This window comes from Salidesulfovibrio onnuriiensis, assembly GCF_008001235.1.
Lineage (GTDB): Bacteria > Desulfobacterota > Desulfovibrionia > Desulfovibrionales > Desulfovibrionaceae > Pseudodesulfovibrio > Pseudodesulfovibrio onnuriiensis.
The window spans coordinates 1799962-1821542 of sequence record NZ_CP040751.1; the positions used below are offsets into that span (position 1 = coordinate 1799962).

At 63.0% G+C, this 21581-nt stretch carries 16 protein-coding genes; 13 read left to right on the forward strand and 3 right to left on the reverse strand.

What is annotated here, in order from left to right:
* Nucleotides 1-123 precede the first annotated feature (123 nt).
* The gene (locus FGL65_RS08180; protein WP_147820731.1) at nt 124-3165 is read left to right on the forward strand and encodes a hypothetical protein; all 3042 of its coding nucleotides are present in this window, start codon (nt 124-126) and stop codon (nt 3163-3165) included.
* Between the two features lie 15 nt (nt 3166-3180).
* Here the strand turns inward: FGL65_RS08180 and FGL65_RS08185 are convergent, their stop codons facing one another.
* A complete protein-coding gene (locus FGL65_RS08185; RefSeq protein ID WP_147820732.1) occupies nt 3181-4860 on the reverse strand; it encodes a sensor histidine kinase in 1680 nt (559 codons plus the stop codon).
* A 227-nt stretch (nt 4861-5087) separates the two neighbouring features.
* Here FGL65_RS08185 and FGL65_RS18635 point away from each other — a divergent pair, with 227 nt between their 5' ends.
* Entirely contained in the window at nt 5088-7604 is a 2517-nt protein-coding gene (locus FGL65_RS18635; RefSeq protein WP_147820733.1) for a sigma-54-dependent transcriptional regulator, read from the forward strand.
* A gap of 21 nt (nt 7605-7625) precedes the next feature.
* On the opposite strand, the gene FGL65_RS08195 is transcribed toward FGL65_RS18635, so the two are convergent.
* On the reverse strand, nt 7626-8759 hold the full coding sequence (locus tag FGL65_RS08195) for a LeuA family protein (protein WP_147820734.1): 1134 nt from the start codon (nt 8757-8759) through the stop codon (nt 7626-7628).
* 318 nt (nt 8760-9077) lie between these two features.
* Here FGL65_RS08195 and nifH point away from each other — a divergent pair, with 318 nt between their 5' ends.
* The 11 genes from nifH (at nt 9078) to FGL65_RS08250 (ending at nt 19861) form a co-directional block, all read left to right on the forward strand.
* Nucleotides 9078-9905, forward strand: a complete 828-nt coding sequence (gene nifH / locus FGL65_RS08200) for a nitrogenase iron protein (protein ID WP_147820735.1) — start codon at nt 9078-9080, stop codon at nt 9903-9905.
* Nucleotides 9906-10069: 164 nt separating this feature from the next.
* Nucleotides 10070-10417 carry a P-II family nitrogen regulator gene (locus tag FGL65_RS08205; protein WP_147822702.1) on the forward strand — a complete coding sequence of 116 codons (348 nt, stop codon included), beginning with the start codon at nt 10070-10072 and terminating at the stop codon, nt 10415-10417.
* Nucleotides 10414-10788: a P-II family nitrogen regulator gene (locus tag FGL65_RS08210; protein ID WP_147820736.1), complete on the forward strand. Its 375-nt coding sequence runs from the start codon at nt 10414-10416 to the stop codon at nt 10786-10788. Before FGL65_RS08205 ends, FGL65_RS08210 begins: the two co-directional genes overlap by 4 nt.
* Before the next feature lie 18 nt (nt 10789-10806).
* Nucleotides 10807-12447 (forward strand): nitrogenase molybdenum-iron protein alpha chain, encoded by a 1641-nt coding sequence (nifD, locus tag FGL65_RS08215; protein WP_147820737.1) that lies wholly within the window; start codon nt 10807-10809, stop codon nt 12445-12447.
* An 18-nt stretch (nt 12448-12465) separates the two neighbouring features.
* Nucleotides 12466-13839 (forward strand): nitrogenase molybdenum-iron protein subunit beta, encoded by a 1374-nt coding sequence (gene nifK, locus FGL65_RS08220; RefSeq protein WP_147820738.1) that lies wholly within the window; start codon nt 12466-12468, stop codon nt 13837-13839.
* 132 nt (nt 13840-13971) lie between these two features.
* Entirely contained in the window at nt 13972-15066 is a 1095-nt protein-coding gene (locus tag FGL65_RS08225; RefSeq protein ID WP_250645603.1) for a radical SAM protein, read from the forward strand.
* A gap of 26 nt (nt 15067-15092) precedes the next feature.
* Nucleotides 15093-15395, forward strand: coding sequence for a (2Fe-2S) ferredoxin domain-containing protein (locus FGL65_RS08230; protein ID WP_147820740.1), 303 nt, complete (start codon nt 15093-15095; stop codon nt 15393-15395).
* Between the two features lie 8 nt (nt 15396-15403).
* Nucleotides 15404-15874 carry a GNAT family N-acetyltransferase gene (locus FGL65_RS08235; protein WP_147820741.1) on the forward strand — a complete coding sequence of 157 codons (471 nt, stop codon included), beginning with the start codon at nt 15404-15406 and terminating at the stop codon, nt 15872-15874.
* A complete protein-coding gene (gene nifE, locus FGL65_RS08240) occupies nt 15871-17238 on the forward strand; it encodes a nitrogenase iron-molybdenum cofactor biosynthesis protein NifE (RefSeq protein ID WP_147820742.1) in 1368 nt (455 codons plus the stop codon). Before FGL65_RS08235 ends, nifE begins: the two co-directional genes overlap by 4 nt.
* On the forward strand, nt 17231-18580 hold the full coding sequence (locus FGL65_RS08245; RefSeq protein ID WP_147820743.1) for a nitrogenase component 1: 1350 nt from the start codon (nt 17231-17233) through the stop codon (nt 18578-18580). Before nifE ends, FGL65_RS08245 begins: the two co-directional genes overlap by 8 nt.
* Nucleotides 18581-18595: 15 nt before the next feature.
* A complete protein-coding gene (locus FGL65_RS08250) occupies nt 18596-19861 on the forward strand; it encodes a radical SAM protein (protein ID WP_147820744.1) in 1266 nt (421 codons plus the stop codon).
* A 103-nt stretch (nt 19862-19964) separates the two neighbouring features.
* On the opposite strand, the gene FGL65_RS08255 is transcribed toward FGL65_RS08250, so the two are convergent.
* Nucleotides 19965-21527, reverse strand: coding sequence for a sigma 54-interacting transcriptional regulator (locus FGL65_RS08255; protein ID WP_147820745.1), 1563 nt, complete (start codon nt 21525-21527; stop codon nt 19965-19967).
* Nucleotides 21528-21581 lie beyond the last annotated feature (54 nt).

A 21581-nucleotide genomic window follows, 5' to 3' on the forward strand; every position in this document is an offset into this window, starting at 1 on the left:
GTCCCGGTGCGGCGGGGGGATCGAGTGTTCTCTTTAACACCGGGCCGTTTTCTCGTATGAATAAGGCATGAAAGGTGCAGCGAACCAAGGCTGGCCAACAACAGACAAAGACGGAGAATTCCCTTGCCCACGCAGCTGCTGAATTACGACAGGGATGATTATAATCTACTGGAAATGCTCAATGATCTTTTGAGCAGAAAGACGGAGCGCACCCAGTTCAGGCCCTTGCTGGAACCCTCCCTCAAGCCGCATGGCATCAAGGAACTCGCAGCGGCTCCCGAGCTCAGGATTGCGTATGCCATCATGCATTTGCTCGAATCCCTGAAGTCCGACCAGGCCTCGGACAGGATCGCGGCGCTCATGACTCTGCGCGACGAGACCCTGACCACCGCCAGGGGCGGCATGCGCAACAACCGGGCGCGGGTGCTGGTCCAGATCGGCAAGGAGCTTGTGCGGGCCAAGGGCAACAGCAGGCGGCAGCTCCAGCTGGCCCACGATTTCCGCAGGGCCGCCGTGGGCAAGAACGGGTACCTGCGCAGGCAGCTGCGGAAATACCACCTTCTGGAAATGCCCGAGGAATGGAACCAGATCTCCTTTGACAACCGGGTGCACGACGCCAACAGCAAGGGGCGCAAGTCGGCCACCCATCTGATCATGGACGCCTGGCTCAAGGGCATCCGTTTCCTGACCGTGGTCTATTACGAATCCATGGCACCGGAGGTGGCCAAGGAGCTGTTCGCCTCCGCCGCCATCCTGGGAATCAAGGTCCAGGCCGGTATCGAATATGTTGCCAGATTTCGCGGTCGTTTTGTCAAATTCGTCTGGAATCCTAGCGGGTTGCGCGACGACATCGACATCGACGGCTTTTTCCGCAAGGAAGGGGTCCGTGAACTGCTGAGCCAGGGCCGGGAAGTGCAGGAATACAAGGCCCGGTACGTGGAGGCGGTGGCCCGCAAGTTCAACGAGGTGCACCGTTTTTCCATTGAGCAGGAATTCGGGGTGGCGCTGCCGCCGGTGGACTACCCGGACATGGTCGCCAGCATGGAAACCGGCCAGCCGACCATCTATCATCTGGGCAATCATATCCACGAGACGGCCCTGCCCCTGTTCCAGGAGCACACGGCCCAGCTCAAGCAGAAGTACGAACGGGCCGATTACGACACCAAGGCGGCCATGGCCCTGCAGGTGGAATCCCTGAATTCCCTGGATGCCGACACCATTGTGGCGAGATATCTCATGCCGGAGGCCAACCCCGACCTGCCCGACCCGGAAAGGCCCGTGGATGGTGAGACGGTTCCCGAACTTCTGACCCTGGGCCCGGCCGAACTGACGGCGCGCCTTCGGGATGCGGGGCATACCAGCCAGCTGACCCTGATCCTGGCCGATCTGGCACTGGAGGACGCCATTGAGCTGCTTCACCAATGCCGGGGGCGCATCACGCATTTCGAGATGTTCAACATCAAGTCGCTGACCGACGCGCAGATCCGGCAGCGGCAGCCGTTCGGTCTCTTGCAGAAGGCCATAAACGACCACAATGCGGTTTCTCTCAAACGCATGATTCTTGCCTGCATCAGGCGGCTGCGCGCGGGCGATTCCGAAGAGGGCAGGGACATGATCCACCGGCTCCAGGCCGTGCTCGCGGATTTCAACTCCCTGCTCGAGGACTACAAGCGCGTCCCGCTGAAGACGAGCATCGGCAGCGGGTCCACCGGCCGGTCCATGCGCTCGCACGGCATGGGCTTCGCGGTTCTGGAGACCCTTCCCGCCAAGGCCAGGAGGGAGGTCCGCTCGCGGCAGTCGGGCATGTGCATTCCCGTTCACGGCACGGCCACCGAGGTCATGGAATACACCTTCCCCGAGGAGAAGTTCGGCCTGTGGGGAAGCATCCGCTATGGGCTCGGCAGGGTGCCGGGGCTGCGCAGGCTGGTGGGCAAAAAGCGCAGGCGGTGGCGCGTCACCGGGTATCAGGCGCAGACCCGTGGCTGCGGGAACGTCGTATTGCTGGGGGGCAGGCACCAGGAGGAAAACGGGCTGAGCCTGTACGATGAACGGCGGAAGCGCTCGCACGGCCCGAGACTGGAGCGCATGAACAGCTCGTTCAAGAACGTGCTCAAGATCCTGCTGGGTTTCATCCCCGCGTTCCTGACCTTTTTCCTGACCAAGGACTGGTGGCTTCTGGCCTATTTCGGCGGGATCATCTGGTTCGCCGTCACCGGGTTGCGCAACGTCCTGCAGTCGGTGCTGGGCGGGGGCGGGTTCCGCAGGTCCCCATACCTGCGCTGGAACGACTACATCGACTGGGAGCGGATTTCGGATTCGCTCCTCTACACGGGTTTTTCCGTGCCGCTTCTGGACTGGGCCTGCAAGACCATGCTGCTGGACAAGACCCTCGGCATCACGACCGCCACGGATCCCCTGCTTTTGTACACCATCATGGCCGTCACCAACGGGGTCTACATCTCCACGCACAACTTGGTCCGGGGCCTGCCCCGCACCGCGGCCCTGGGGAATTTCTTCCGCAGCATCCTCTCCATTCCCGTGGCCTTCCTTTTCAACATGGGCATCGGCGGGGTTCTGGAAGGGATGGGCGTCGTGGGGATCGCGGCGATCCTGCAGCTCTGGGCCGCGGTGATATCCAAGCTTGCCTCGGACTGTGTGGCCGGGATAATCGAGGGCCTGGCGGACCGCGAGTACAACATTTCCATGCGCCACTGGGATTATTCGGAAAAATTCAAGCAGGTCTTCGACGTCTTCGCCCAGATGGAGATCCTGTTCCCCACCCGGGACATGATCAAGGTGCTCAACGCCCCGGACAAGTTCGTCCGCCTTGCCGGCGGCGAGGACTCCAGGCTGGTGCGGGAGGTCGTGGCCAACGCCCTGGATATGCTCTACATCATGATGTACAAGCCCCGCGCCCGCGAGGCGCTCCGGCAGCAGCTGGCGGAAATGACCGGGGACGAGGTGGAGGTCTTCCTGACCTCGCAGCAGATCCTGGCGCGGGAGCGGGACGTAGCCCAGCTTCTGGTGGACGGGCTTGTGGGGCGCAATTTCGCCCAGGCGCTTTCCTTCTATCTGCTGCGGTATCCCGGCTACCTTCGGGAGGTGGACCGCATGACGGCTCCGCACAGGGTCTGCGAGGACCTGCTGGGGCAGGGCGTCGGCTGAGGCCGCTCCGTTCGCCTATGCCGGGGCCTTTTCCGATATCCCCGGCACGAGGATGGTGAACCTGGTGCCCTCGCCTTTTTTGCTTTGTACCAGGAGCTGCCCGCCCAGGGAGTCGATGATGCTGTGACAGACCGGGAGGCCCATCCCGGTCCCTTCGCCCGGGGCCTTGGTCGTGTAGAAGGGGAGGAAGATCTTTTTCAGGCCGTCCTCGCTGATGCCGGTTCCGTTGTCCTCGACATCCACCACCGCGTTGCCCTGAGCGTCCCCGTGCGCCGATACCGTGATCTCGCCGCCGCTGGCTCCGTGCCTGTCCACCACCGCGTGGATGGCGTTGTTCAGCAGATTTATCATGACCTGCTGCAGTTGGCCCGGATCGGCCTGGATCACCGGAACCGGTCCCCGGAGCTCGAAACGGAGATCGACCCCGTTCACCGCCGCCTTTTTTTCCACCATTGCGCCTATGCCCGGAAGGTATTCCTTCAGGTCCACGGGCTGCAGGTTCGGGGCGTCCGGCCTGCCGAAGCGTAGGATTTCCTTGGTGATGCCAGCGCACCGCTCTATCTGGATCTTGAATTGCTCGGCTATTTCGAGGAGTTCGGCGCGCGTTTCCGGGTCGAGGCTGGCCTCGTCCAGGTCCCTGAGGAGCAGGTCCTGCAGGGCCAGGTCCGTCTTCATGATCTGCAGCGGGTTGTTGATTTCGTGGGCGAATCCCGTGGACATTTCGCCGAGCTCGGCCAGCCGGGCGGCCTGGAAGAGCTGGTTTTCCAGGGTGCAGACGCTTTCGGCCTGCCGCCTGAAGGAGTCCACGATCCTCCGGCTGACAAGGAACGCCAGACCCACGATGAAGACGCCGCCCACCAGCAGGACCGCCGCTATGGCGAGGGCGGCCGTGTGGGTGGAATGGAAGGCGTCCTCACGCTTCTGCCGGACGATGAGCCGCCATTTCCCGTCATTCAGCAGGGCGGAGGCCGTCAGGTAGGAGACGTCCCCCTCGTCGTCCACAAAGGTCATGATGCTTTTTTCCTGGGGCGGGTAGTGGGCCGCGTCCTTTTCAAGCAGCTCGCCTCCGGACCTCCGCCGCGTCTGGAAGCGGGACTGGCTGTCCAGGATGTACGCCTCTCCGGAGTCGCCGACGTTCACCCCTTCGACCAGCCTCCCGAATTCGTCGGAATCGATGGTGCCCCGGAGCACCCATTGCCTGCCGTCGATGCGCTTGGCGACCGCTATCACGAAATGGGGAATGTTCCGGTAGCCCAGGTATATGTCGCTGATATAGTAGCCGTTTCTGACGGCTTCCCTGTACCAGGGGGCGCTGTTGTAATCCCTGCCCGCCAGGCCGTGTTCCCCGGCATAGGCCGCCTGTATCCCGTCGGGGCCGATCGTGCCGAGGTCGTTGAAGGCGCTGCCCAGGACCTGTTTCATCCTGACGAGCTCCCCGTGGTCGCAGAGCCTTGCCGGGGAGGTGTTTGCCAGCAGCGATTCCAGATCCTTTTTTCGTTCCTCCAGGAACCGTGCGATCAGTTTCTGGTGGTCCAGGGCCACATGCTGGAGTGCGGAAACCGCCAGGTGTTCCGTGGTCTGCGTGGAGTAGTAGTACCCGATGCCCGCGCTCAGCAGCAGGGGGATGGCCGGTATGGCCGTCATGGAGAGAAAAAGGAGTCTGTAAATGCTTTTGCAAAACCTGTCCTGGTTCATGGCGAGTTTCTCTTGCGCATTTATTGCGCATGGCTAGATTTTTAAATAAATTATATCAATATAATATGAATTTATATTTGCTGGCGGAGTAATATTTCTTGCATGAAATGAATATTTAGCAACCCGCATGCCAAAAGAATGTTGACAAGGGGAAGGACCAGGGCTTAACGCAAAAGTCGGGTTGAAAAACGTTTTGCCTATACGCTTCATCGCTCAGGGAGGACCGGATGGCTGAAACCAGATTCGACGACCAGACCGCACAGGGGCGGCTCCATCCCCGCGTCCGCCTTTTCCTGGGGCGGCTGGGCATCCGCGGCAAGCTCCTGCTGGCGCTGCTTCCTCCCATCATTCTGATCCTTATGGTTTCCGGGTACACCTCCTACAAGGTGTCCGAGGAATATATCGACATCGCGCTGGAGCGGACCGTGCGCGTACACACCCTGGCAATCGCCCACGAGCTGGAGCAGCGCCTGGAGCAGTGCCGGGAGGACCTGCTGTTCCTCGCCCTGGGAGACATGCGGGCGCAGAACCTACGCTCCCTGCTGGAGCGGCGGCTTCGGTCCGGTGGCAGCCCGTATCATGAGCTGTGCTATCTCCCGGCCGGGGGCGGGCGGCCCGTGCTTCTGGTCCGGCAGGGCGATTCCATTGCCGAGATCCCGGTCTCCGAGTTCGGCAAGCTGCCGCGCAATCCCTTTGAGGAATTGAAGCGTCTGGACCGGCTCAAGCCAGGAACGGTCCTGCCCTCGGATATTACCGAGGTGGTCTACCCCGAGCCCGGCTTCCCTGCCTCGAATCGCTATGCCCGGTCGCATGTCATCCGGTTTTACACCCTCTTCCCCGGAGACGGGGATTCCCCTCCGGGTCTGCTGTTCCTGTCCATCAAGGCCTCCGAGCTTCGCGATATCCTTTCCTGGTACAATTCGTCCGAATCCCCGCTTTGGGCGTTCCCCAGGAGCGACGAACTCCGATTCAGCTATTTCCTGGATGCGGAAGGCTGGATTCTTTTCCAGTCGGAACAGCCCGGCGTGGGTGACGAGGAGTTTTCCACCTATCTCGCCCGGGAGAATTTCGCGGGAACATTGGGCAGGAAAGGGCATGAAGTCGCCTTCCGGCCCAATGAGAACCACCTGCGTTACTGGGACGCCTTTGCCGAGCTCAAGGCCGGGAAGAACGGCCTGCGCATGGTGCCCGAGGAGCATGTGGGCAACTCGGTGGTGGATTCGTTCTATTTCAGCTACGCGCCGGTGCGCTTCCAGATCGATCCGAATGCCCCGCCCGTTTTCTATGGCGGCGTGACCTTCGTGGACCGGAGCCAGCTGCCCGTGGTCGCGGGGTACAAGAACCGGGATGTGACGCTGCTGGTGACGATTGTGGCCATCCTGCTGATTTCCTTCCTTATCTTCTGGTTCGGCAGGATCCTTACCAAGCCCATCCGTGCCCTGGCCGGCAGCGTGAACTCCATGAGCACCCTGGAGGACATGGAGGAAATCCATCTGCCCTACAGCGGGTTCGACATCAACACGCTCCAGAATTCCATCAACAGCATCATCAAGCGGGTGAAGCGGCAGATGGTGGAGCTGAAGGCCAAGGACGAGGAGATCCTCAACGTCAACAAGCGGGAACGGGCCTCCCTGAAGCGGGAGCAGGAAACGCTCGCGGAAGTGGAGCTGAGCCGCATCCCGGAGATCATCGGGACGGGCCTCGCCATTTCGGACATGAAGGTCAATATCCTCAAGGCCGCCCAGGCCGACGTGGACGTTTTGGTTTCCGGGGAGACCGGAACCGGCAAGCAGCTGGTGGCCGAGGCCATCCACAACCACAGCGGCCGCAGCCAGAAGCCCTTCATTTCCATCAACTGCGGTGCCCTGGACGAGAACCTGCTGCTGGACGCGCTCTTCGGTCACGTCAAGGGCGCCTTTTCCGAGGCAAAGGAGGACCGCAACGGGGCCTTTGTGGAGGCGAACCAGGGAACCCTGTTCCTGGACGAGATCCAGTCCGCCTCGGCCAAGGTGCAGCAGTCGCTGCTCCGGGCCATTGCCTCGCGGAAGATCAAGCCGCTGGGGAGTGACAAGGAAGTGGAGGTCGACGTGCGCATCATCGCGGCCACCAACGTGGACATCCCCTCGCTCATCGAACAGAAGCTCTTCCGGGAAGACCTCTATTACCGCCTGAAGGTCCTTTCCATTGCAACGCCCGCCCTGCGGGACCAGCGGGAAAACATCCCCCTGCTTGCGGTCTACTACCTGAACCAGGCCCAGGCATTGGCCGGTCGGGAAAATCTCGGCCTGAGCCGGGGGGCGCTCGCCAAGCTGGTCAACTACGGATGGCCGGGCAACGTGCGCGAACTGGTGAACTGCATCACCCGCGCGGCGGTCATGGCCGAGACCGACGTCATCCAGCCGGAAGAGATTCGCCTGGAAAACGAGCATCCCCGGGAGGAGGGCGCATTCTCCATGCCTGCGGCGGTTGCCGCGCCGCAAGCGCCCGCATCTCCGGAGCCCCGGCATCGCGAGGTCCCGGCGGAAGCGCCCCAGAACACCCAGCTCAATGCCCGGCAAAAGGCGATCTGGCCGGTGATCCAGCAGCGCAGGACCGTTACCCGCAAGGAGTATCAAGAACTGGTGGGCGAAAGCCTGCCCGCGCGGACCGCGATCTACGATCTGCACGATTTCGTCAAGCGGGGCCTGCTGGTCAAGCAGGGCAAGGGCCCTTCCACGCACTACAGCGTCGTGGCCGGGAAATAGGCCGGACCGGCCGGTTGGCGTTTAAACCGGGCCTTCGGGTTTGGAGGGGCCCCGCCCCCGGGTATGGTGCAGGTCCAGGGCCTGCACCTCGTGCTTTTCCAGCGGCCTGCCGAAGCGGCTCGCCAACTGCCTGATGGACCGCAGCAGGCCGGTCACTCCCTCCTTGTCCACGGCAGTCTCGCCGTTCCCCAAGGCGTCCGCAACCGCGGCGTGCCCGACCTTCTTCCCGTAGCCAACCTTGCGGAGCGCACCGATCCGTTCCGGCGGATAGGGTTCGAAAAGCGCGGGGTCGCAGGCCATGCCGTGCAGGTGCAGGCCGGTTTCGCAGGCAAAGATATCCGCACCCGCAATGGCCTTGGTTCTGGGGATCGCGACCCGGGATTCCTTTCCCACCAGGGAACAGAGCTCAGGCAGACTTTCCAGGTGATAGTCATGGTTCTTCTCCTTGAGCGTGAGGTAGGCGGCCACTTCCTCCAGTGGGGCGATGCCGGAGCGTTCGCCGATGCCCAGGATGGAGACGTCCGCATAGTCCGCGCCGGAAAGCAGGGCGCATATGGTGTTGGCCGTGGCCATGCCGAAGTCGTCGTGGCAGTGGATGGCCAGCGAGATATCCAGGTGGGCCTTGAAAAAGCGCACCAGCCCGGAGATTTCAAAGGGAGTGAGGATGCCGACCGTATCGGGCAGCCGGACCCGGAAGCACCCGGCGGATTCCGCGTGCCCGGCCACCCGCACGGCGAATTCCCAGTTGGCGCGGGAAACGTCTTCCAGGCCCACGGAGACCTCCATGCCCAGCATGCGGCCGAGCATGACCGCCTTGGTGATGCGCTCCAGAAGTTCCTCGTGCCGGATTCCCAGGCGTTTGGTCACGTGGGCGTCCGACACGGGCACGCCGATGTTGATGCGCTTGAATCCCAGCTCGGCGGCCTCCTGCACGCACTGCTCGCGGCACGGGCTCCAGACGCTGAACACGGTTTTCACCTTTCGGGCGTGGGCCTTGCGTGAGGCCCGTTCCAGGCCGTCCATGCCGATCCAGCCCAGCTCGATTTCCTCGACGCCCAGCCTGAGCAGCCCGTCCACGATTCCGGTCCGGACTTCCGGGGTGAAGTTGACGCCATAGAGCTGGACGCCCTCACGCAAAGTCGTGTCGATAAGCATAGTCTTTCCTCGCCTGTTTCACGTGGTGTTTCCCGGGACAAAGCAGGAAGGATGCCATTTCATATGTATTAACATATCTCATTTGAAATCAGGTAGTTGTGAGTTTGTCTCCCATGGCCCGCCGCAATTACCAATGTGTCGGAAACGACAAAATTGTAGATTCCTCTTTGTAGTTTTTTCTTTTCCGTCCAGACGAGCATTCGCACATTGAGTAAGAATTATTATCTTCTATTCTAGATACTTGCGTTTATGGTGAAGCGTTTGGCACGCGGGTTGCCCTAGGGGAGTTGTCGAATTTCTAACTCCCTGGAGGGAAACATGCGAAAAGTAGCGATTTACGGAAAAGGCGGAATAGGAAAGTCCACAACCACCCAGAACACCGTTGCCGGGCTGGCCGAGATGGGCCGCAAGGTCATGGTGGTTGGCTGCGACCCCAAGGCCGACTCCACGCGTCTGCTCCTGGGCGGCCTGGCCCAGAAGTCCGTGCTCGACACCCTGCGTGAAGAGGGCGAGGACGTGGAACTGGAGGACATCCGCAAGGGCGGCTTCGGCGGCTCCTGGTGCGTGGAGTCCGGCGGCCCCGAGCCCGGGGTCGGCTGTGCCGGGCGCGGCATCATCACCTCCATCAACATGCTGGAATCCCTCGGGGCCTACGAGGAAAGCGAAGAGCTGGACTATGCGTTCTACGACGTGCTCGGCGACGTTGTCTGCGGCGGGTTCGCCATGCCCATCCGCGACGGCAAGGCAGAGGAAATCTACATTGTCTGTTCGGGCGAGATGATGGCCATGTACGCGGCCAACAACATCTGCAAGGGCATCATGAAGTACGCGGAATCCGGCGGCGTGCGCCTGGGCGGGCTCATCTGCAATTCCCGCAACGTGGACAACGAAAAGGAAATGATCGCCGAGCTGGCCCGCAAGCTGGGCACCCAGATGATCTACTTCGTGCCCCGCGACAACGACGTGCAGCGCGCCGAGATCAACCGCAAGACCGTCATCGAATGGAATCCCGAGGCGGCGCAGGCCTCCGAGTATCGCGGCCTGGCCAAGGCCATCGACGGAAACGAGTTGTTCGTCATCCCCACCCCGCTGGAAATCGAAGAGCTGGAGCAGCTCCTCTTGGACTACGGCCTCATGGAAGCCTAGCAGTCCGCTGAAAATTCCGCGATGGCTGCGTTTCTCGGACTGCATCACCCCCTCGCGTATTGCTTCATACGCGTCGGTCCTGATGAATCCTCGGGCCTTGCCCTCGCGGTTTTTGAGCGAACAGAACAATTGAAAAATGAATTCAAGGAGAATGCACAATGTCGATGATCATGGTTCGAGCAATCGTCAGGCCGGAGAAAGCGGATGATGTCCTGGCCGCGCTCATGGATGCGGGCTTCCCGGCGGTGACGAAATATTCGGTGGCCGGGCGCGGCAAGCAGCGCGGCATCAAGATCGGCGAGGTGACCTATGACGAGATTCCCAAGACCATGCTCATGAGCGTGGTCAAGGCCACGGACAAGGATTTCGTCATCGAAACCATCATGGATGCGGCCCGCTCCAGCGGCAAGGGCGCATTCGGCGACGGCAAGATCTTCGTCAGCGACGTGGGCGATGTCTATACCATCAGCTCCGGCGTCAAGGAGAGCGCCGAAGAGGAGGCAGCGGCATGATGGAAGTGATCGCCGTGGTGCGAATGAACATGATGAACCAGACCAAGAAGGCCCTGACAGCGGCCGGGGTCGACGCCTTCTTCGCCCACGAGGCGCAGGGACGCGGAAAGGGGTTCGTCAACACCAAGCTCCTGGAAGGCGCGGAGGAGGGCTATGAAGAGGCCGCCGCCCTGCTGGGGGAAAAGGGCAAGCTGTACCCCAAGCGCATGCTCACGGCCGTGGTCCCGGAAGGGGATGTCGAGGACGTGGTCCAGGCCATCATCGACGTCAACCGGACCGGCAAGCCCGGAGACGGCAAGATCTTCGTGCTCCCGGTTGCCGGAGCGGTCCGGGTGCGCACCGGGGAAACCGGTGAAAAGTCAATTCTCTAGCCCGGAGGAGTCTATTCCATGGCTACATTGAAGAAGAAAATGGTGCAGTGGGACCCCACCGACATCAAGGAGGAGCTGCTCAGGAAGTATCCTCCCAAGGTGGCCCGCAAGCGCGCCAAGCAGATACTCATCAACGAGGCGCAGGAAAACGAGACGCCCGAGATTTCGGCCAACGTGCGTACCGTGCCCGGCATCATCACCATGCGCGGCTGCACCTACGCGGGTTGCAAGGGCGTTATCCTGGGCCCCACACGCGACATCGTGAACATCACCCACGGGCCCATCGGCTGCGGCTTCTATTCCTGGCTGACCCGCCGCAACCAGACCGATGCGTCCGCCGAAGGCGCGGACAACTACATGCCGTACTGTTTTTCCACGGACATGCATGACGAGGACATCATATTCGGCGGGGAAAAGAAGCTGGCAAAGGCCATCCAGGAGGCCTACGACACCTTCCACCCGAAGGCCATCGCCATCTTCGCCACCTGTCCGGTGGGCCTCATCGGCGACGACATCCACGCCGTGGCGAAAAAGATGAGGGAAAAGCTGGGCGACTGCAACGTGTTCGCCTTTTCCTGCGAAGGCTACAAGGGCGTTTCCCAGTCCGCCGGCCATCATATCGCCAACAACCAGATCTTCCGCCACGTGGTGGGCGAGAACGACGCGGAAAAGCCCGGCGAATACAAGATCAACCTGCTGGGCGAATACAACATCGGGGGCGACGGCTTTGAGATCGACCGCATCCTGAACAAGTGCGGCATCACTAACATCGCCACCTTCTCGGGCAACTCCAGCTACGACCAGTTCGCCTCGGCCCACAAGGCCGACCTGAACACGGTCATGTGCCACCGCTCCATCAATTACGTGGCCGACATGCTGGAGACCAAGTACGGCATCCCCTGGATCAAGGTGAACTTCATCGGGGCCGAGGCCACGGCCAAGTCCCTGCGCAAGATCGCCCAGTACTTCGGCGACAAGAAGCTCATCGACCGGGTGGAAGCGGTCATTGCCGAGGAAATGCCCGCGGTGCAGGCCGTCGCCGCCGAGGTGCGCCCGCGCACCGAAGGCAAGACCGCCATGCTCTTCGTGGGCGGTTCCCGCGCCCACCATTACCAGGAGCTCTTCGGGGAGATGGGCATGAAGACCCTGTCCGCCGGTTACGAGTTCGCCCACCGCGACGACTACGAGGGCCGCGAGGTCATCCCCAATCTCAAGGTGGATGCGGACAGCCGCAACATCGAGGAGATCGAGGTGGAGGCCGACGAGACCCGCTACAGCCCGCGCAAGAGCTCGGAAGAGATGCAAAAGCTGGAGGATGCCGGTTTCAGGTTCAAGCACTATGACGGGATGATCCCGGACATGGACAAGGGAACCCTGATCATCGACGACCTCAACCAGTACGAGGCCGAGAAGCTGGTGGAAATCCTCAAACCAGACGTGTTCTGCGCGGGCATCAAGGAGAAGTTCTCCATCCAGAAGCTGGGCGTGCCCATGAAGCAGTTGCACAGCTACGACTCGGGCGGCCCCTATGCCGGGTTCCGGGGAGCGGTCAACTTCTACAGGGAGATCGACCGTCTCGTGAACAGCAGGATCTGGGGCTACATGAAGGCCCCCTGGCAGGAAACTCCGGAACTCTCGGCCACCTATGTCTGGGAATAACGCAGGAAGGATAGTGAAATGTTACTGAGACACACTCCGGATACGATATCGGAACGCAGCGCCCTGGTCGTCAACCCGGCCAAGACCTGCCAGCCCATCGGCGCCATGTACGCGGCCCTCGGCATCCACGGGTGCCTGCCGCACAGCCACGGCTCGCAGGGGTGCTGCGCCTACCACCGCAGCACGCTGACAAGGCACTACAAGGAACCCATTTCCGCGGCCACCAGCTCCTTTACCGAAGGCGCGTCCGTGTTCGGCGGCCAGGCCAACCTGCTGCAGGCCATCGACAACATCTTCACGGTCTACGAGCCGGAAGTGATCGCCGTGCACACCACCTGCCTGTCCGAAACCATCGGCGACGACCTGAACCAGATCCGGGACAAGGCCGAGAAGGAGGGCAAGATCCCGGAAGGCAAGCACGTCATCGGCGCATCCACGCCCAGCTATGTGGGCTCCCATGTGACCGGTTTCTCCAACATGGTCAAGGCCATGGCCCTGGCGGCGGAAAAGACCGGCAGGAAGAACGGGAAGATCAACATCATCCCCGGCTGGGTCGAACCCGCCGACATGGAGGAGATCAAGCGTCTCGCCGCCATGGTGGGCGTGGAGTTCATCCTGTTTCCGGATACCTCTGGCGTGCTCAACGGCCCGCTTTCCGGCGAGTACCACATGTTCCCCGAAGGCGGGGTGACCATGAAGGAACTTAGGTCCGCGGGCGATTCCATGGGCACCCTGGCCCTGGGCGAATGGTGCTCGGCCGATGCCGCCCGCGCCCTGGACTCCGCCCACAAGGTGCCCTGCCGGGTGCTGGACATGCCCTTCGGTCTGCAGGCCACGGACCGCTTCATCGACGCGCTGCGCACGGTGGCGGGCGTGTCCGTTCCCGAGGAGATCGCCCATGAACGCGGGCAGCTCGTGGACATGATGTCGGACATGCACCAGTACTTCTACCACAAAAAGGTGGCCCTGGTGGGCGACCCGGACCAGCTCATCGCCATGACCGAGTTCCTGGTGTCCATCGACATGTGCCCGGTGCACGTGGTCACCGGCACCCCGGGCAAGCGTTTCGAGAAGCGCATCCGGGAGATCACTGCGGACATGCCGTTCGAGGTCAACGTCAGGGCGGCGGGGGACATGTTCCTGCTCCACCAGTGGATCAAGAACGAGCCCGTGGACCTGATCATGGGCAACACCTACTGCAAGTATATCGCCCGCGACGAGGACATTCCGCTGGTGCGCTGGGGCTTCCCAATCCTGGACCGCGTCGGCCACCAGTACTTCCCCACCGTGGGCTACAAGGGCGGCCTCCGGCTGCTGGAAAAGATCCTCGGCGTGCTTCTGGACCGCAAGGACAGGGACGCCTCCGAGGAGTCCTTTGAACTCGTCCTGTAAAATCCTGCCGGACAGCAACCTCCATTGCAGGAAAACCGCAACAGCCACAAAGGCAGGTGCATCATGACCGCTGTTTCTCACACACCTACGCACCCTTGTTTCGGGTCCCACGCCCGAAAAAACATTGGCCGCATGCACCTGCCCGTGGCGCCTCGGGCCAACAGCCGCATCCGGTACGGCGCCTCGGGCATGAAAAGCCGGGTGCTCTCCCCCGGGGAGGCTTTGGCCTGGCTCGGCAGGACCCTGGACGGCGGCGCGGATATCGGCGTGGTGGGCATCACCGGGCCGGGAGATCCCTTTGCCGCGCCCGAATTGACCCTGGAAACCCTGGAACTGGTGCGCGGGGCCCATCCGGACATGCCCCTGTGCGTGACCACCAACGGCCTGAACGTGGCCGACCATGCCCGCGCCCTGGCCGACCTGGGCCTGTCCCATGTCACCGTGGAGGTGCATGCCGTGGACCCGAAGGTGGCCGAGAACATTTACGCCTGGGTGCGTCCCGGCACCCGGACCATCCCCCTGGCCCAGGGTGTCAGGGAGCTGCTCAACGCCCAGGCCGGGGCCATCACGGCCCTCAGGAAGGCCGGGCTGACCGTGAAGGTCAACACCACCATCTTCAAGGGAATCAACGCCGCCCATGTGGAGGAGGTCGCCAAGGTCGTCTCCGGGCTCGGGGCGGACATCATGGCGGTTGCGCCATGCTGCCCGTTCGAGGGCGGCGAGGACGCAATCCCCGGTTCCGAGCTCATGAGCACGGCCATGGAGCTGGCCGGACGGCACATGGAGCTCATGGCCGCCTGGGAGGCCTGCGGACGCGATCTGGTGGGCACGGACATCCCGGAATCGTCCTGCGATCTCGCCTTTGCGCAGACCGGCGCGCCCAAGCCCACGGCGGAGCGCCCCAACATCGCGGTGGCCAGCTCCGGCGGTATGGACGTGGACCAGCACCTGGGTCATGCGGCCCGGCTGCTAGTCTACGGCCCGCGCGAGGATGGTTTGCCCTGCCTGCTCGGCACCCGGTTCGCCCCGGAGCCCGGGGGAGGGGACGCCCGCTGGAAGCTCCTGGCCGAACGCCTTTCCGACTGCTTTGCCCTGCTGGTGAGCAGCGCGGGAGAGCGGCCCCGCAAGGTGCTTTCCGATTCCGGCCTGAGCGTGCTGGTCACGGATTGCGGCGTGGAGGGCATGGTGGATGCGCTCTATGGCGGCGGCAAGAGAAGAAAGAAGTAACCAAGAGAAATGAAAGGAAAAATATAATGGCTGTTCCCGAAAGACAAATACTCGTTTGCCAGAGTTTCCGCGCCGGCGGCGAGCCCAAGGGCATCTGTCACAAGCAGACCGACGGATTTCTGCAGTACATCGAGGAGGAAATCCTGGACCGCGGCCTGGACATGCAGGTGGTGGCCACGGGCTGTCTCAAGCAGTGCGAGGTTGGGCCCGTCATGGTCATCCAGCCCGAGAACTGGTGGTTCAAGGGGATCGACAGCGAGGAGGCCATAGACGCGGTTCTCGATTCCCTGGAAGCGGGCGAACCCGCCGCGGACTACCTGATTTCATAGGAGAGCGCATGACTGCCGCCGTCACCATACGCAAGGCCCGCCATGAGGACATGGCCGCGCTGTGTTCCCTGCTGGAGATGCTCTTTTCCATCGAGGAGGACTTTGCCTTCGACGTCCGGAAACAGTGCTGCGGCCTGGGGCTGATGCTTGAAGGCTCCGGGCGCGCCGTGTTCGTGGCCGAGGCCGACGGCATGGTGGTGGGCATGTGTTCCGGCCAGCTCAACGTTTCCACCGCCGAGGGGGCTCCCTCGGTGCTGGTGGAGGACATGGCCGTCGCCGTCCCCTGGCAGGGGCGGGGCATCGGCAGGATGCTCATGGACGCCGTGCACGGCTGGGCCGCCGACAATGGCGCGCTGCGCATGCAGCTTTTGGCCGACCGGGACAATGGGCCCGCATTGGGATTCTACTCCCGGATCGGCTGGAAACGGACCAATCTCGTCTGCCTGACAAGGCGGGTATTTTCGGAGGAACGGATATGAAATGCGAAGCAAGCGCCCTGCTGGACGAACGCCGCGAACAGGTGCACCGCACCGGACAGGGGCCCATCGACATGGCCTGCAACCGCGATTCCCTGGCGGGAGCCGTGAGCCAGCGCGCCTGCGTTTTCTGCGGTTCGCGCGTGGTGCTCTATCCCATAGCCGACGCCCTGCACCTGGTGCACGGCCCGGTGGGCTGCGCGGTCTATACCTGGGACATCCGGGGCGCGCTTTCCAGCGGCCCGGAGCTGCATCGTCTCAGCTTCACCACCGACCTGCAGGAGACCGACGTCATCTTCGGCGGTGAAAGGAAACTGGAGGCCGCCCTGGACGAGCTCATCGACAGGCACGGCCCCAAGGCCGCCTTTGTCTACTCCACCTGCATCGTGGGCATCATCGGCGACGATCTCGAGGCCGTGTGCCGCAGGATGGAGGAAAAGAAGGGCATCCCGGTCATCCCGGTGCAGTCCGAAGGGTTCAAGGGCAACAAGCGCGAGGGATACAACGCGGCCTGCAAGGCCCTGTTCCGGCTGGTGGGCACCGGTGACACGTCGAGGATATCCGGGATCTCCGTGAACATCCTCGGCGATTTCAACCTGGCGGGCGAGATCTGGATCATCCGGGAATATTTCCGGCGCATGGGCGTCGAGGTGGTGGCCAACATCACGGGCGACGGCAGGGTGGCGGACATCCGCCGCTGCCACGGGGCCGCGCTCAACGTGGTCCAGTGTTCGGGCGCGACCCTCGATCTGGCGAAGATGATGGAGGAGGAGTACGGCATCCCCTACATCCGCGTCTCCTACCTCGGCATTGAGGACATGGCCGAATCCCTGTACGCCGTCGCCGACCACTTCAGCGAAGCGGACTCCGACATTTCACGGCGCACCTCCGAGCTGGTGAAGGAGGAACTCGACCTGCTCATGCCGCGCCTGCAGGAGTTCCGCAGGGATCTCGAAGGCAAGAGGGTGGCCATCTACGTGGGCGGGGCGTTCAAGGCCTTTTCGCTCATCAAGGCCTTCCGGCACCTGGGCATGCAGGTGGTCATGGTCGGCTCCCAGACCGGCACCGAGGAGGACTACCGGGAGCTGGAGGCCATCACCGATCCCGGCACCATCATCGTGGACGACTCCAACCCCCTGGAGCTTTCGGCCTTCATCAAGGAAAAGGACGTGGACGTCTTCGTGGGCGGGGTCAAGGAACGGCCCATCGCCTTCAAGATGGGCGTCGGTTTCTGCGACCACAACCACGAGCGCAAGGAATCCCTCGAAGGCTTCGTGGGCATGTACAACTTCGCGCGGGAGATCCATGCCTCGGCCATGAGCCCGGTCTGGAAATTCGTGCCCAGAAGGGAGGTGCGCAATGCTTAAGCCCAACTACGTCTCCACCACCAACGCCTGCAAGCTCTGCACCCCGCTGGGCGCTGCCCTGGCCTTTCGCGGCGTGGAAAAGTCCGTGCCCTTCCTGCACGGCTCCCAGGGGTGCGCCACCTACATGCGGCGCTACATCATCAGCCATTTTCGCGAGCCCATGGACATCGCCTCGTCCGCGCTGGGGGAAAAGCACGCCGTGTACGGCGGCGCTCCCAACCTGAAGAAGGGGCTGCTCAACGTCATGAAAAAATACCAGCCCCAGGTCATCGGCGTGGCCACCACCTGTCTCACCGAAACCATCGGCGACGACGTGGGCATGATCCTCAGGGAGTTTCGCAAGGAGTTCTCCGACCTGGACCTGCCCGAGGTGGTGCACGTGAACACCCCCAGCTACAGCGGCACGCACATGGACGGCTGGACCGGAGCGGTGCGCGCCATGGCCGAACAGCTGGTGGTGGAAAAGGCCCGGGCCAACGGCTCGGTCAACCTGTTCGGGGGCATGATATCTCCGGGCGACATCCGCGCCCTCAAGGACATCTTTGGCCATTTCGGTCTGGATGCGACCATTCTTCCCGATATTTCCGAAACCCTGGACGGTCCGGCCCTGCTGGACTACGAGCCCATCCCCTCGGGCGGCACGCCCCTCGAAGCCATCAGGCACATGTCCGGGGCCGCGTGCAGCATCGAATTCGGCCGCTGCCTGCCCGCCAGGACCGCCGGGTCCTCCCTGCAGGACCGGTTCGGCGTTCCCAATGTCCGGCTGGGCATGCCCCTGGGCCTGCGGGAAACCGACAGGTTCCTGGAAGCCCTGAGCGAGGTGGCGAGCAGGGGCGTGCCCCGGCGTTACCTGCTGGAGCGCGGCAGGCTCGTGGATTCCCTGGTGGACGGCCACAAGTACGTGGCGGGCAAGCGGGCCATCGTCTACGGCGAGGAGGACCTGGTGGTCGGCCTGGTGGCCTTCCTGAGCGAGATCGGCGTGCAGCCCGTGCTGGCGGCCACCGGTTCCCGCACCGGGGAAATGGTGGCCAACATCGAACGGGTGGGCGGCGACCTGCGTGAGCAGCCCCAGGTCCACGAGGGCGTGGATTTCCACGAGATCGCCGAGATGGCCGGGGAACTGAAGCCCGACCTGGTCATCGGCCACAGCAAGGGCTACCGCTACGCCCGCGACTGGGGCGTTCCCCTGGTGCGCGTGGGCTTCCCCATCCACGACCGTTTCGGGGGGCAGCGCCTGCGCATTCTCGGATACGGCGGGGCGCAGGATCTCTACGACCGCATCGTCAATGCGGTGCTGGAAAAGAAACAGTCCGGCTGTTCCGTCGGCTACGGATATCTCTAATCACGGGAGGAGAGCATGAAGGATACGACAAGACACCCCTGCTTCAACAAGGAGGCCGCGGGAAGCTGCGGCAGGGTCCATCTTCCCGTGGCCCCCAGATGCAACATCCAGTGCAACTACTGCAACCGCAAGTACGACTGCGTGAACGAGTCCCGGCCGGGGGTCTCCAGCGCCGTGCTCAAGCCGTTCCAGGCCGCCGAATACATGGACCGCGTTCTGGAGAGGGACGTGCGCATCACCGTGGCGGGCATTGCCGGGCCGGGCGATCCCTTCGCCAATGCGCCCGAGGTGCTGGAAACCATGCGCCTGCTCAAGGAAAGGCATCCCGACCTGATCTTCTGCCTGTCCAGCAACGGGCTCAACGTGCCGCCGTACCTGGATGAGATCGCGGCCCTGGGCGTTTCCCACGTGACCATCACCATCAATGCCGTGGACCCGGCCATCGGCGCCCGGATCTATTCCTGGGTCAAGGACGGCAACGTGGTCTACCGGGGCGAGCAGGGGGCAGGGATTCTCCTGGAACGGCAGCTTGCGGCCGTTCGCGGGCTCAAGGAGCGGGGCGTGATGGTCAAGGTCAACACCATCATTATTCCCGGCGTCAACGAGGACCACATTCCCGAGGTCTCCCGCGTGGCGGCCGAACTGGGGGCGGACATCCAGAATCTCATTCCGCTCAAGCCCAGCCAGGACACGCTTTTTGCGGACCTGCCCGAGCCGGGGCATGAGACGGTTGTTCCCCTGCGCAAGGCGGCCGGAGAGTTCCTCGCGCAGATGACGCATTGCAAGCGCTGCCGGGCCGACGCCGTGGGCCTGCTGGCCGAAGACCGCTCCGGCGAGCTGTGCGGCACGCTGCAGGCCTGTTCCAAGCTCCGGCCCCTGACCGTGGAGCAGCGGCGGCCCTATGTGGCGGTTGCCAGCCGCGAAGGACTGCTGGTCAACCAGCATCTGGGCGAGGCCGCGCGGTTCCAGATCTGGGGGCTGGGCGACGGCGGATTCCGCATGCTGGAGGAGCGCACCGCGCCTCAGCCCGGCTGCGGTCCCAAACGCTGGGAGCGTCTCGCCGCGACCCTGAAGGACTGCCGGGCCGTGCTGGCCAGCGCCATGGGCGAGCAGCCCAGGAAGTTCCTGGAGGAATCCGGGCTTGAGGCCCATGTCTGTTCCGGGTTCATTCGGGACGCCTTGCAGACCCTCTACAGCGGCGGGGACATGGACGTGTACAGGTCCCGCAAGGTCGGCATCGGCGGCAGCTGTTGCGCCGGGACGGGCCTGGGCTGCGGCTAATCGGACAGCCAAGATATTTGCTATCAGGACATAGCAATCTCCACTCTGAGAAAGCCCCCGGAGCCGTGCTCCGGGGGCTTTCGATGTTGCGGTTGAAGGGGAATCAGTTGCGCAGGCTGGCGCGGCCCTGGGCAATGAGCGGCTCCAGGGAGAACTTGTGCACGCGGTAGCCCATCTGACGCGGGGTCAGCCCCAGGTCCCTGGCGGCCTTGTACTGGATCCAGCCGTTGCGTTCCAGGGCGGCCACGATCTCCTGGCGCTCCACGTCCGACAGGGAGCGGTTGCCGAGGGAAGGGGGCGCGGGCGTCGGGGCCTGCAGGGCGGCGTCCCGGGCCGGGCCTTTCAGGAACCCGGCCAGCATGGCCGAATCAATTCGGTCGGAGTCGGCCATGATCACCAGCCGCTCCAAGAGGTTCTCCATTTCGCGCACGTTGCCCGGCCAGTCGTGCATGGTCAGGGTGTCGAGCGCCTCGGAGGTGAAGGCCAGGGGACGTCCGTATTCGTCGGCCATCCTGTTCAGGAAGTGGTTGAGCAGGCCCGGCACGTCCTCCTTCCGCTCCCGCAGGGCCGGGACCCGGATGGGGAAGACGTTGAGCCGGTAGTAGAGGTCCGGCCGGAACTCCCCGTTTCGGGAAAGGACCTCCAGGTCCTTGTTGGTGGCCGTGACGATGCGCACGTCCGTGCGCCTGGTGCGCGCGCTGCCCAGCCTTTCGAATTCCTTTTCCTGGATGACGCGAAGCAGCTTGGCCTGGACTGCCAGAGGCAGTTCGCCCACTTCGTCCAGGAAGATGGTGCCCCGGTTGGCCTCCTCAAAGCGTCCTGCCCTGGAATGGCTGGCCCCGGTATAGGCCCCCTTGTCCACCCCGAAGAGTTCGGATTCCAGCAGGTTCTCCGGGATGGAGGCGCAGTTGACCTTGATGAACGGGTGTTCCTTGCGGTCCGAAAGCTGGTGGATGATGCGGGCGATGAGGGTCTTGCCCACGCCGGACTCCCCCAGCAGCACCGTGGCCTTGGTGGGGGCCACCCGCTGGAGCTGGCGCTGCACGTCCATCATGGCCGTGCTGGTACCCACCATGTAGAGTCCGTTGGATTCCTTGGAAATCTGGTACTTGAGCGAGGTGTTTTCCGCGCGGAGCACTTCCTCGCGTTCCTCGATCTTGCGGTTCAGGCTGATGAACTGGGCGATGAGCGTGGCCACCACGGAAAGGAATTCGATGTCCTCCTCCGGGGAGATGTCGTCCGCAAAGAGGCGGTCCACGTTGAGCACGCCGATGGGCTCTCCGTAGAGCTTGATGGGCACCCCCAGGAACGAGAGCTTGGCCTTGGTGACGATGCGGGTGCCCGTCTTGTTCAGGAACAGGGGCTCCTTGCTGATGTCGGGGACGAAATAGGGCTCGCCGGACTGGAAGATGGCACCGGTGACGCCTTCGCCCAGGCTGTAGACACCGCGCCGTTTCTCCTCGGGGGTCAGGCCGTAGGAGGCATTGATGTTCAGGGTGTTCCTGCCGTCGTCCAGCAGGGTGACGGTGGCGCGCTTCATGGACAGCTCTTCCGAGAGCACGCGGAGCACGGATTCCAGGGCGGATTCGAGGTCCAGGGCCTTGTCGATGATCTGACAGATGGCCAGCAGGGCCATGAACTTCAGGTTTTTTACTGCGGTGGACATGCCGCCCAGACAAGCAATATGGATACCAAAAAGCAGCAGTGGAATATTGTAATG